The organism is Pontibacter mangrovi, from assembly GCF_006385705.1.
Lineage (GTDB): Bacteria > Bacteroidota > Bacteroidia > Cytophagales > Hymenobacteraceae > Pontibacter > Pontibacter mangrovi.
Genome location: NZ_VFRQ01000007.1, coordinates 190,778 through 203,428, shown reverse-complemented (window position 1 = coordinate 203,428; position 12,651 = coordinate 190,778). Strand labels below are relative to the sequence as shown.

The 12,651-nt window shown below is 50.4% G+C and carries 12 protein-coding genes; 5 read left to right on the top strand and 7 right to left on the bottom strand.

Going from position 1 to position 12,651, the window contains the following annotated elements:
* Positions 1-92: 92 nt before the first annotated feature.
* Both ald and FJM65_RS14380 read right to left on the bottom strand, forming a co-directional pair.
* Complete coding sequence (ald, locus tag FJM65_RS14385; RefSeq protein ID WP_140622242.1) at positions 93-1,205, bottom strand: alanine dehydrogenase; 1,113 nt, start codon at positions 1,203-1,205, stop codon at positions 93-95.
* 238 nt (positions 1,206-1,443) lie between these two features.
* Positions 1,444-2,229, bottom strand: coding sequence for a DUF1573 domain-containing protein (locus tag FJM65_RS14380; RefSeq protein ID WP_140622241.1), 786 nt, complete (start codon positions 2,227-2,229; stop codon positions 1,444-1,446).
* 185 nt (positions 2,230-2,414) lie between these two features.
* Between FJM65_RS14380 and FJM65_RS14375 the strand changes: the two genes are divergently transcribed.
* Complete coding sequence (locus FJM65_RS14375; protein WP_140622240.1) at positions 2,415-4,823, top strand: alpha-ketoacid dehydrogenase subunit alpha/beta; 2,409 nt, start codon at positions 2,415-2,417, stop codon at positions 4,821-4,823.
* Between the two features lie 135 nt (positions 4,824-4,958).
* On the opposite strand, the gene FJM65_RS14370 is transcribed toward FJM65_RS14375, so the two are convergent.
* The 4 genes from FJM65_RS14370 to FJM65_RS14350 all read right to left on the bottom strand — a co-directional run bounded on the left by FJM65_RS14370 (position 4,959) and on the right by FJM65_RS14350 (position 7,035).
* Complete coding sequence (locus tag FJM65_RS14370) at positions 4,959-5,225, bottom strand: hypothetical protein (RefSeq protein ID WP_140622239.1); 267 nt, start codon at positions 5,223-5,225, stop codon at positions 4,959-4,961.
* A gap of 260 nt (positions 5,226-5,485) precedes the next feature.
* Entirely contained in the window at positions 5,486-5,947 is a 462-nt protein-coding gene (locus FJM65_RS14360; RefSeq protein ID WP_140622237.1) for a hypothetical protein, read from the bottom strand.
* Entirely contained in the window at positions 5,948-6,412 is a 465-nt protein-coding gene (locus FJM65_RS14355; RefSeq protein ID WP_140622236.1) for a hypothetical protein, read from the bottom strand.
* 80 nt (positions 6,413-6,492) lie between these two features.
* Positions 6,493-7,035, bottom strand: coding sequence for a hypothetical protein (locus tag FJM65_RS14350; RefSeq protein WP_140622235.1), 543 nt, complete (start codon positions 7,033-7,035; stop codon positions 6,493-6,495).
* Between the two features lie 70 nt (positions 7,036-7,105).
* On the opposite strand from FJM65_RS14350, the gene FJM65_RS14345 reads away from it, so the two are divergent.
* Complete coding sequence (locus tag FJM65_RS14345) at positions 7,106-8,101, top strand: acyl-CoA synthetase family protein (protein ID WP_140622234.1); 996 nt, start codon at positions 7,106-7,108, stop codon at positions 8,099-8,101.
* Between the two features lie 32 nt (positions 8,102-8,133).
* Complete coding sequence (locus FJM65_RS14340) at positions 8,134-9,048, top strand: zinc-dependent peptidase (protein WP_140622233.1); 915 nt, start codon at positions 8,134-8,136, stop codon at positions 9,046-9,048.
* Positions 9,049-9,560: 512 nt separating this feature from the next.
* Here FJM65_RS14340 and FJM65_RS14335 read toward each other — a convergent pair.
* Positions 9,561-10,727 carry a sigma-54-dependent transcriptional regulator gene (locus tag FJM65_RS14335; protein WP_140622232.1) on the bottom strand — a complete coding sequence of 389 codons (1,167 nt, stop codon included), beginning with the start codon at positions 10,725-10,727 and terminating at the stop codon, positions 9,561-9,563.
* A gap of 323 nt (positions 10,728-11,050) precedes the next feature.
* Between FJM65_RS14335 and FJM65_RS14330 the strand changes: the two genes are divergently transcribed.
* Both FJM65_RS14330 and FJM65_RS14325 read left to right on the top strand, forming a co-directional pair.
* Positions 11,051-11,866, top strand: a complete 816-nt coding sequence (locus FJM65_RS14330) for an MlaE family ABC transporter permease (RefSeq protein ID WP_140622231.1) — start codon at positions 11,051-11,053, stop codon at positions 11,864-11,866.
* Between the two features lie 2 nt (positions 11,867-11,868).
* On the top strand, positions 11,869-12,648 hold the full coding sequence (locus FJM65_RS14325) for an ABC transporter ATP-binding protein (protein WP_140622230.1): 780 nt from the start codon (positions 11,869-11,871) through the stop codon (positions 12,646-12,648).
* Positions 12,649-12,651 lie beyond the last annotated feature (3 nt).

Here is a 12,651-nt window from a genome sequence, read left to right as displayed (position 1 = left end):
GCAAGCGGTGGCGGTGCACCAAAGCAGGACAAAAATAAGGGCGCCTTTCTGACATTGTCAAAAAGGCGCCCCACAAATAGTATGATGTATACCTACAGCACCTCCTCAACAGGCGTATACTCCAGGTTAAACGCCTCGGCTACGCCAGGGTAAACAACTTTTCCGTTCACCACGTTCAGGCCTTTTCTCAGCTCTGCATTGTCTGCGCAAGCTTTCTTCCAGCCTTTGTTGGCAATCTGCAGTGCGTAAGGCAAGGTGGCATTGGTCAGGGCCAGCGTAGAAGTATAAGGTACGGCACCCGGCATGTTGGCTACACAGTAGTGTACCACATCGTCAATCACGTAAGTAGGGTCCTGGTGCGTGGTTGGCGTGCATGTTTCAATACAGCCACCCTGGTCAACAGCTACGTCTACCAGCACAGTGCCCGGACGCATTTCCTTCAGCATTTCTCTGGTGATCAGGTGCGGGGCCTTGGCACCCGGTATCAGCACGGCACCGATGATCAGGTCGTGCGTTGGCAGCAGCTCGCGGATGTTATACTCGTTCGACATGAAGGTGTTCACGTTGGCAGGCATGATATCATCCAGGTAGCGCAGGCGCTGCAGGTTGTTGTCCATAATGGTCACGTCGGCACCCATACCGGCAGCCATTTTGGCCGCGTTGGTACCTACCACACCGCCACCCAGGATCATTACCTTGGCAGGACGCACACCCGGTACGCCACCCAACAGAATACCACGGCCTTTCAGGGGCTTCTCCAGGTATTTGGCACCTTCCTGTACCGACATACGGCCGGCCACCTCCGACATTGGCACCAGCAGCGGCAGGCTTCTGTCAGGCTTCTCCACTGTTTCGTAGGCAAGACAGATGGCTTTGCGCTCGATCATGGCGTTGGTAAGCGGCTCGTAAGAAGCAAAGTGGAAGTATGTGAACAGCAACTGGTCTTCCTTGATCAGGCTGTACTCAGATTCGATCGGCTCTTTAACTTTGATGATCATCTCTGCGATGCCGTATACCTCCTCGATTGTAGGCAGAATCGTGGCACCGGCACCTGTGTAATCGTCGTCCATAAAGCCGCTGCCCTCACCGGCAGTAGACTGTACGTAAACGGTGTGCCCATTGCGCACCAATTCAATCACGCCGGCAGGGGTAACACCCACCCGGTTTTCGTTATTCTTGATCTCCTTCGGAACACCAATTATCATGTTGCAATCAGTTTAAAAAGTAACAAGTTTTAAGTTTAGCTGCGCAAAGATACCATTAGTTTACAGAAATAAAACAAGTGTCTCCGAAAGCTATTTAATCGGCTGATTACGAGATGATAAATATTGCCGGGGAGTGCAATTGGAGTGCTGGTAAAACGGGAGATCAGGGAGGGGCTAAAATGAAAAAAGGCAGCGATAAAATCACTGCCATTAGTACAAAATAAAACTATGAAAAAAACTATCTGAAAGGTGTCGGCTGTGCGCCTTCCCTTAACGTATCTTTAGATGCCTTGCCTGCTACCACCTGGGCCTTTAGCCTGAGCCGGAGGGCGGGCATCACTATATCATTCGAAAGAACGGTTACTTCTTCAATTTGCTCCCCTAACATTGCCGGAACATACCTTAGTTCCAAAGTTGCCACTTCGCCTGGTTTTATTTCGGCTCTAGAGGTGCGGTAGATCACACAATTGCACGCGCTTTTCACGCTCTGGATAACCAGCGGCTTACGGCCCGTATTCCGGATTAGGAACTTGGCAAATGCTTTTTGTCCTTTTTCAAGTTTTCCGAAATCATAACCGGTACTTCCGACAGCCAAACGCGGCGACATTGCCTTTTGTTCCGGGCTACTGCCAGTTTTTAAAGCCTTTGCCTCTACCTCGCCTTTTATGTACAAAACATGCTGCGGCTGCTCCGAGTTGTTCGAAAAAACCGTTATACTTTTATAAAACGGACCCGGCCGGCCCGCTGAATTATACACAGCCGTAATCGTGCCAGAATCACCCGGCATGATCGGCTTTTTTGTCCAGGTGGGGGTGGTGCACCCACAGGATGCTTTCACATCAGGTATAACCACCGGGTCAACCCCCACGTTTTTAACCTTAAACACGTATGCAGCCTGAGTGCCCTCGGCTAAGGTACCAAAATCATGGGTGTCTTTTTCAAAGAGCAGTTTCCCTTGTGCTTTGGCCCCGCTGCACACAAATATAAAACACAGTGCCGTTAATAGAAATACCTTGCTCTTCATAAAGTATGGGAAACAGAAAAATTGCACCAAATATTTGAAGGATTAAGTTCGGAAGCAAATATAATGCTTTCTTTTTTAAGGTATTTCTACGCGATGGCAGGCGGTGTAAAAGGGCCTAAATTTGAATTTAGGCGAATATTCTGTACTTTTGGTGAGAAAAACTCTTTAGGTTTAATAAAGACAACATGCAGACCGCTGAAGCATCTATAACACAGAGATTAACTTCCGAAGAAATACTAAATGACTACCGCATTGCCTGGGAAAGCCGCCAGGCCAGCCTGGCAGGCCGCAAAGAGGTGTTCATGGGGAAAGCCAAGTTCGGGATCTTCGGTGACGGGAAGGAAGTGGCACAGCTGGCCATGGCAAAGTTCTTCCAGAACGGAGACTTCCGCTCAGGCTACTACCGCGACCAGACCTTTATGTTTGCCATCGGGGAGCTGACGCTGCAGCAGTACTTTGCCCAGTTATACGCGCATACTGACGTAGAGGCTGAGCCCTCCACGGCAGGCCGCGCCATGAACGGCCACTTCGGCACGCGCTCGCTTGACGACGAAGGCCATTGGAAGAACCTGATGGAGCAGAAAAACTCCAGCGCCGATATTTCTCCTACCGCTGCCCAGATGCCGCGCCTGGTGGGCCTGGCCTACGCCTCCAAACTGTACCGCCAGAACCCTGCCCTGAAGGGGATGCAGAAATTTACCGTGAACGGCAACGAGGTGGCTTTTGGCACCATCGGCAACGCCTCCACCTCAGAAGGGATGTTCTTTGAGGCCATTAATGCGGCGGGCGTTTTGCAGGTGCCCATGCTGGTGTCGGTATGGGATGACGCCTACGGTATCTCCGTGCCCGCCGAGTATCAAACCACCAAAGGAAGCATTTCGGAAATACTGGCCGGTTTCCAGCGTAACGCGGAAGGGGAGCAGGGCTATGAAATATTTAAAGTGAAAGGCTGGGACTATGCCGCCCTGTGCGAAACCTACGAGGCTGCCGTGCGCGTGTGCCGCGAGCAGCATGTGCCGGTATTGGTGCACGTAGAGGAGATGACGCAGCCGCAAGGCCACTCCACCTCAGGCTCTCATGAGCGCTACAAATCCAAGGAGCGTTTGGAGTGGGAGGCCGAGTATGACTGCTTGAAGAAAATGCGCGAATGGGTGCTGGAGAGCGGCATTGCCACAGCCGAAGAGCTCGACCAGATAGAGTCAGAGGCCAGGGACGCGGTGAAAGCTGCCCGCAGCAATGCCTGGAGCGAGTTTGCCACTGCCATTAAAGCTGACCATGACGAGGCGCTGCGCCTGCTGGATGAACTAGCCAAAGCCAGTGTGCATATCACGGAAGTGGCCACCATTGCCGAGGAACTGCGCAAAACGGTTAACCCTATCCGCAGCGATGCTGTTAGGGCCGTACGTAAAGCGCTTCGCTATGTGCGCGATGAGCAAAATCCGGCAAAGCGCGAGCTGATTGGCTGGCTGGAGCAGAGCATGGGCGAAAACGCAGATCGCTATAATTCATACTTGTACAGCCAGTCGGATGAGGCGGCGCTGTTGGTAGAGGAGGTAAAGCCTGAGTTTGACGAAAGCTCGCCGGTGGTGGATGGCCGCGAGGTGTTGCAGGCCTGCTTCGATGCCATGCTTGCCCGCGACCCGCGTGTATTTGCCATAGGCGAGGACGTTGGTTTTATTGGCGACGTGAACCAGGCTTTTGCCGGCCTGCAGGAGAAGCACGGCGAACTGCGCGTTACGGATACCGGCATCCGCGAATGTACGATCATTGGGCAGGGTATAGGCGCTGCGCTGCGCGGCCTTCGCCCGATCACAGAAATCCAGTACCTCGATTACCTGCTGTATGCCATCCAGATCCTGTCTGACGACCTGGCTTGTTTGCAGTACCGTACCAAAGGCGGGCAGAAAGCGCCCCTTATTGTGCGCACGCGTGGTCACCGCCTGGAGGGCATCTGGCACTCCGGCTCCCCGATAGGTATGATTCTGAGCAGTATCCGGGGCATGCACGTGTTGGTGCCGCGCGACATGACGCAAGCGGCTGGTTTTTACAACACGCTATTAAAGTCCGATGAGCCTGCCCTTGTGATTGAGTGCCTGAACGGCTATCGCCTGAAAGAACGCATTCCAAATAATATCGGTGAATTTACGGTGCCGCTTGGCAAGCCGGAGATCATCAGAGAAGGTACAGACCTGACAGTGGTTACTTACGGCTCTATGTGCCGCATTGTGCTGGAGGCCGCAAAGCAGCTGGAGGAGTTTGGCATCTCGGTAGAGGTGATAGACGTGCAAACGCTGCTGCCTTTCGACATAGACCACATGATCGCCGACTCGATCCGCAAGACGAATCGGGTGCTGTTTACCGATGAAGATGTCCCCGGAGGTGCTTCGGCCTACATGATGCAGCAGGTGGTGGACGAGCAGGGAGCCTGGAGATGGCTGGACTCTAAACCGCAGTGCCTGTCGGCGCAGCCGCACCGCCCGGCCTACTCTTCAGACGGCGACTATTTCTCGAAGCCAAACCCCGAAGATGTGTTTGAAACCATCTATGAAATGATGCACGAGGCTGATCCTATGGCTTATCCTAAGATCTACTAAGTATAAAGTATACTTCTAAAACAAAAACTCCCCGGCAGCTGCAGTTGCCGGGGAGTTTTTATTTCTTGTGTCTCAGGTTTGTGGCATTGGTGCTATCTGCAAAGAAGGCAAAGAGAAGTATGGAAAAAGTGAAGGTTAATTTATAGTCAGGATCTTTTCCTGGTTAACGGTGGCCGTATCCTTGAAATCTAACATACTTACATTAGCCTGAAGTAACCAGGTGTTCTGATTTATTTTTCTTCCCAATACCTTCCCTGAATTTATTCTTATTGCCTTGTTATACTGGGCATCAACGCAGAAGCATGATTTTTGGTACAGTCCCCGGTGGTGGATGAAATCTGCGTCTACTATGACAAAATCAGTAGTTGAGCTATCCACCTCAAAAACTATCAATTCTTCCACACCGCCGTCTGTATAGGTGCTGTCGCCTTGGGCATAGGTGAGCGTGAAAACTGTGCTTTTCCCTTTGGCTATTTCATAGTCATAGTAGTTAAAGCTGCTGTCTTCACTAAACTTGGCCTTAAAACTAATTCTGAATTTGGAGTTGCCTTAATGGAGTAGTATTGATAGGTATTATCTCTACTCTCCATACTTTCCTTGCATGAAAAGAACAAAGAGAACACAGCTAAAAGCCTAACTACTTTGATCATGCTTGGTGTGGTTTAAGTTTTGTCGGTGGAGGTGGTGCTTCTGTACTTCTGTACTATATAATAGTATACTCCATTGATAAGCAAAGCAGCTGCTATAATCACATAGTACAAGCCTTTACCTAATGTACTCGTCGCTACGTTTAGAACAACTGCAAGTAGAGCTGGTACAAGTAATAGAAGGAGGCGTCCACCAAATTTTTTTGGCTCACTTATATTGATGAAGAGCAAGCCGCTGAAGAAACTATAAACTACAGCAGATAACAGGTAAGCTACTGGATACATAGATGCAGCATTTATATCTCCACCTTCCTTTGTATAACCATAGAGTAGAATAGTAATGAACTGTAGAACTGCTACAACTATTAGATAAAGGCCAAATCTAAAGTTTACCATTTTTTCTATCCTGACTAACGGAATAGCCTTTGCGGTGGCGCAGCTACCGTGAAGCTCGTATTGGCGGTAGTTTTTATTCAATTAATATGGTTTAATTTTCTCATTTTTTGGGAATACGTGATAATAGTTCACTTCTATCTCGAACGCTGATGCACCATTCCAGCTTTTAAAATTCTTCCATTTCAACGAGTCCAAAACTCTGTCTGAACCTGACAATACTACTGAGTCGAGTTTGGTTAGTTTTTGAAAGTATTTTGGGTCATTTAGTTCCTCGGGGATTTCTCCATAGAATAATCTATAGATTAATTCCTTGTTCTGGTTTGTGTGTTTTACAATCTCAGCCGAATAAAAACTATAGTAGATTGCGTTGTCAACTTTTGCTACAATCCGCTTTTGATGTCGGTTGTCTTTCAAGCCAGTTTCCACATAATATTTTACTGTCCCAAAGTCTGTTTTCTCTTTTTGTATTAGCTCCCTATTAGTCGAACAAGAAACTATGAAGGAGATGAAAAATACAGCCAGTATTTTTATAAGTATGTTTTTCATTCAAATTACCGCCAACTACCTGCTAAACGGAACCCTATTCCGTTCATCTGCAAAATAGGTATAGAGAGTTATACTTTGGATTATAACCCCTGATACAACACGATATCATCGGTATACACCACATTGCTCTTGTTTAGATCACGGTCGTAGATGTACACTTCAAAGCGTATGGTGTCTGCAAATGGGTATGCATCCGTCGAGAAGCTGGTAATCGTGTAGCGGATTTCACCTTCCAGCGGCTCTGGCTTGCCATCCATTGAGAGCTTTGGGAAGCGGCCGTTTATTTCTGGTAAGGAAGTATAGGTGTTGCCGCGCTTGACCTGCGGAATGGCGAAGAAATTATAGAAGTACTGCGAGCCGGGGTTAAACGGAGGTTCAAAATCGGGGCCGCTCTGTGTGCCGTCCGGGCCAATGCGGTCGAGGCCCAGGTTCCCGTCGCCGTCCTGAAAATCAACGGCAATGATGAGGGTGTCGCGGGTTATTTTATTTGCTGTGTAAGTATACTGCTCAATACGGTCGAAGGTGATGGCAGGCACATCACTGTAATTAGGCTCTTCGCGGCAACTGCTCAGGGCTAGAGCAAGTATAAAGGCACCGGCGGCGTACTTTAGCAGGTTTTTCATGTAGCGTATCAGAAAATGAAGCTAAATTTACTAAATCAAACGCAGGAAATATAGCAATTGTTGTATTCAAATGGATCTTAAAACCCACCACCTCAGCGTACTTACCCAGCAGGAGTCCTTCGACTTTACTTCTACGGCATTGGCGCTGTTCCGTTTCCAGGCGCAGCACAACACCGTGTACAAGGAATACGTGCAGAACCTACGCATCAAAACAGAGGAAGTAAAGTCGCTGCAGCAGATACCTTTCTTACCCATCGAGTTCTTTAAAGAGCAGGAGGTGAAGACAGGAGATTTTGAGCCAGAGGCTACCTTTTATAGCAGCGGCACCACCAAGCAGGCGCGTAGCCGCCATTTTGTGTCCAGCCTTAGGTTGTACCACCAGGTGTCGGAGCGCATTTTCGAGCATTTTTACGGCCCGCTGCAGGAGTATGTGGTGCTGGCGCTGCTGCCATCTTACCTGGAGCAGGGCGGTTCGTCTTTGGTGGCCATGGTCGATCATTTTATCAAAAAAACCGCGCAGCCGGAGGAGGGGTTTTTCCTGCGCAACCACACAGGTTTGCTGCAGGCGCTTCGGCAGGCCCGGGGCAGGGGCAAAAAAGTACTGCTGATGGGCGTGTCGTATGCCTTGCTGGACCTGGCCGAGGAACTGCAGGGGAAGGAAGACTTTACGGGTGTAACGGTGATGGAAACGGGAGGCATGAAAGGCCGCAGGCGTGAGATGATACGCGAGGAGCTGCACGCACAGCTGAAACGTGGCTTCGGCGTGCCAGCTATACACTCTGAGTATGGCATGACGGAACTGCTCTCGCAAGGCTACTCGCAGGGCGAGGGTGTTTTCTGGCCCGGCTATACCATGCGCATCCTGCTCCGCGACCTGAACGACCCCTTTGACATGAGCGGAAAAATAAACAGCGGTGGCATCAATGTTATAGACCTTGCAAACGTTGACTCCTGTGCCTTTATCGAAACAAAAGACATTGGCCGCCTGCACCCCGAGGGTAGTTTTGAAGTGCTGGGCCGGTTCGATAATTCTGATATCCGGGGCTGTAACCTGCTGGTGAGTTAGTCTTTTTCTGTATTCTTCCGTTTAACCTGCCCATGGGATATCTTGCCTTTATACTTTTTGTGGCCCTAGTAGCCTATTTTTTCTATCGCTGGGCTACCCGGCAGAAGCGTCACCGCAGGCAGGTGCTGCATGCAGAATTTCCGGCAGCATGGCGTAAGATCCTGCAGGACCGTGTGGGCTTTTACCATACTTTGAAAACAGAGGAAGAAAAGCGGCGCTTCGAGAAAATGCTGCAGCTCTTTCTGTCGGAAAAGCGCATTACGGGGATCGATGTGGAGGTAGATGACCTGACGAAGGTGCTGGTGGCTTCCAGCGCCATCATTCCCATCTTCGGCTTCCGCGATTGGGAGTACCGCCACCTGGGCGAGGTGCTGGTGTTTCCGGGAAGTATAAAAAAGTATAAGGACGAAAAGAGCGAAGCCGTCAGTGAAGTGTTGGGCCGCGTGAACCCGTTTCAGAACGACCACTATGTTACCCTGTCCAAGCCTGCCCTGGAGCGAGGCTTTAACGACATGGCTGACCGCAAGAACGTAGGCATACATGAGTTCGCGCACATGCTGGACCAGGCAGACGGCGAAATTGACGGGACGCCCGCAGCCTATTTGCCGGAAGAACTGGTACAGCCCTGGCAGGAGCTCATGTACCGCAAGATCAAAAAGATAAGGCAGGGAAAGTCCGACATTGATGTATACGGCGCTACCAGCGAGGCCGAGTTCTTTGCCGTCGTGACAGAGTATTTCTTCGAAAAGCCAGACCAGCTAGCTGAAAAACACCCTGAGCTGTACAAGCTGCTAACCCAGGTGTTCGACCAAAATCCAAAGCGCCGTTTCCGGATCAATTTCAAGCAGCTGCTTAATCCTTACGGCAAGCGCATCGGCCGAAATGAACCATGTCCCTGTGGCAGTGGCAAAAAGTATAAACAGTGCTGCATGCTTAAGCGGAAGTAGTTTTTGGGAATTTCATGGCGCAAGTTAAAGACCCCGACGTATTTCGCAGTGTCAACCTGTATATCTAAACAAACACTAATTTTGGGGCAAGCGTCCGCTTATGCCTTTTTTGCCGCTTTTTTAACTGGATCCTGGCTAACCTTTCCAGCTCCTGTTCATCCTCTGTCTTGCAAAGGCTACTGTTTCACTTCTGGCTTTGGTGCCCTCCAAGGGCGGGAGGCCCTTCCCCTACCCAAAGGGTGGGATTAGATTCGATAATTACCGCTGACGTAGCTAGAAATGAACTCCTTCTCCTGTTCTTAGGAGAGGGCAGGAGTGAGGTTAAATTCCCCTCCTCTGGGCTAGCCAAAACGCGAGTTTTGAGCTATCGAGCCTAGCTCTCAGAAATGGGTTTACAACGCCTTGGATGAACTGCGCCATCATGTTCTAGAAAAAAACCTTGAGGAGTAAGTATAAAAAAGCCCCGGCAAAATTTGCCAGGGCTCCTTCTGATGAATAAATCTGTTTGAAGCTTAAGCCACTACCGGACGTGCATAGGCTTTGGCATCCTCGGCTGTGATTTCAGATCCGCTCATGATAACTAGGCGCTCCACCACGTTGCGCAACTCCCGCACATTGCCGCGCCAGTCCAGGCCTTTCAGGTATTCCAGTGCCTCCGGTGTAATAGACTTGGGCTTGTTGCCGTAATCATTGGCTATGTCATTCAGAAACTTCTGCACCAGGTCCGGAATATCCTCGCGGCGGTCGTTGAGCGGCGGCACATGGATCAGGATTACGCCGAGGCGGTGGTACAAGTCCTCGCGGAAGTTCTTGTGCTCAATCTCCTCCAGCAGGTTTTTGTTGGTTGCCGCCACCACGCGAACATCCACTTGAATGTCCTTGTCACCGCCTACGCGTGTGATCTTGTGCTCCTGCAGTGCCCGCAGCACCTTCGCCTGCGCCGACAGGCTCATGTCGCCCACCTCATCCAAAAACAGGGTGCCGCCGTTGGCCTGCTCAAACTTGCCAATGCGTTGCTTTACCGCCGACGTGAACGAACCCTTTTCATGGCCAAATAGCTCGCTCTCGATCAGCTCACTTGGGATGGCGGCGCAGTTTACCTCCACCAAAGGCCCGCCGCTACGGTTGCTGTGTTCGTGTATGGCACGCGCCACCAATTCCTTGCCCGAGCCGTTAGGGCCGGTAATCAGCACGCGGGCATCGGTCGGAGCCACTTTCTCTATGGCCTGCTTTACGCGGGTAAGGGCAGGAGAGGAGCCGACCATTTCGTAGGTCTTAGAGATTTTCTTCTTCAGGATCTTCGTCTCCGTAACCAGGTTCGATTTGTCGAGGGCGTTGCGCACGGTAACCAGCAGGCGGTTGAGGTCCGGTGGCTTCTGCAGAAAATCGTAGGCGCCTTTTTTGGTAGCCTCCACGGCCGTATCGATGGTGCCGTGAGCCGAGATCATGATGAAGGGTGAGTCAGGGTTGGTTTCCTGTGCCTTCTCCAGTACTTCAATGCCGTCCATGCCGGGCATTTTTATGTCGCAGAGCACAGCATCATACTTGGTTTTGCCAAGCAGCTGCAGCCCCTTTTCGCCGTCTTCGGCCTCATCTACAGTATAGTTTTCGAACTCGAGGATCTCCTTTAGGGTGCTCCGGATAGCCTTCTCGTCGTCAATGATCAGTATTTTGGGCATAGTTTTATTTTTGTGTCTTTAAGTATAGTTAATTCGGGTGCATCAGTCAAGCCGATTGCTGCTGTTTTACGGAGATTTATACTTCAGGATGAAGAAGCAGGAAGTATTAGTGCGCTGATGCGGCTCGTTTAAGGCAAAACTTCTGGCCCATATTAAAGCAGTAAAATATTTTAATTGGCACAATCAGAACACTGTCTGCTTTAAAAGGCGTATAGGAATAACCGTAAACACGTAAGCAGCGAACAATATTTAAAATACTTAATTTAGCTTTGTGTAAGTTTATACTTGATTAGTTTGCTGCAAATCCAGAATAAGACTACTTAATGGGAGTAAAACAAAGAAGTGCGGAACCGGAAAGAAGGCGCAGGTATGTAACGACCCGTCGGCTCGACAGGATTTTTCTGGAGCTGCACAAGATCTACCTTTTCCATGTCCGCTTTTTTAAGGAAGTGTTTGTGCCGCCCTATGAGATAAAGGAGGTCATACGCCAGTGCTATGAGGTGGGGGTGCGGTCGCTGCCGCTCATTTCGCTAACAGGTTTCATCATCGGCATAGTTTTCACAAATCAGTCCAGGCCTTCGCTTTCTGAGTTTGGGGCAGCGTCCTGGCTGCCGTCGCTGGTCTCTATTGCCATTGTGCGGGCGCTGGCGCCGCTGGTAACCGCCATTATTGCCGCAGGTCGGGTGGGGTCTAACATTGGCGCGGAGCTGGGGTCTATGCGCGTTACCGAACAGATAGATGCCATGGAGGTTTCGGCCACCAACCCGTTTAACTTTCTGGTCGTGACGCGGGTGCTGGCCACTACGTTTATGGTACCGGCGCTCTCTATTTATACCGTGCTGGTGGGCCTGCTGGGCGCTTACCTCAACGTGCACCAAAACGAACTGACCAGCTTCACGACCTATTTTACGCAGGTGTTCGAGGCCATTTCGTTCCTGGATATCTTCTCGTCCATCATCAAGACCTTTATCTTCGGCTTCACGATTGGCATGGTGGGCTGCTACAAAGGCTATTATTCCTCCAAAGGCACAGAGGGCGTGGGCAAGGCGGCAAACTCCTCGGTGGTAACGGCCATGTTCCTCGTGTTTATAGAGGAGCTGTTGGCCCTGCAGGTAATCAACTTGTTTAGAGCAATGTAGGAATGAGTTTAAAGAAGACAAATCCAAATATAAACCGGGAGAATAAGGTTATTGAAATCAGGGGGCTGAAGAAGGCGTTTGATGATTTTGAGGTGCTGAAGGGGGTGAACCTGGACCTGTTCCAGGGCGAGAACCTGGTGGTGCTGGGCCGGTCCGGAACCGGAAAATCAGTGCTCATCAAAATAATAGCCGGACTGCTGAGCCCGGACGAGGGTATGGTGAAGGTGCTGGGCAAAGAGGTAGACAAGCTGAACTCCAAAGAGCTGGACAAGCTGCGCCTGAAAGTGGGGTTCTCGTTTCAGAACAGCGCCCTGTATGATAGTATGACGGTTTACGAGAACCTGGAGTTTCCGCTGATACGGCATGCCAAAAGTATGACCCGCGCAGAGCGTGACCAAGCCATCCACTTTGTGCTGGATGCGGTGGGACTGCTGCAAACGGCCAACCAAATGCCTTCTGAATTATCGGGTGGGCAACGCAAGCGCATCGGTATTGCCCGCACGCTTATTCTTAAGCCTGAGATCATGCTGTACGATGAGCCAACGGCGGGCCTCGACCCGATTACTTGTATAGAGATTAATTCGCTGATAAATGACGTGCAGGAGCGGTTTAACACCTCCGCCATCATCATTACCCACGACCTGACCTGTGCCCGCTCGGTAGGCGACCGCATGGTGATGCTGCTGGATGGGCAGTTTAAACGCGAGGGTACCTTTGAGGAGGTGTTTAGCTCTGACGACGAGCGGGTTAAGATGTTTTACGACTACAACTTTGTAAATTAACGA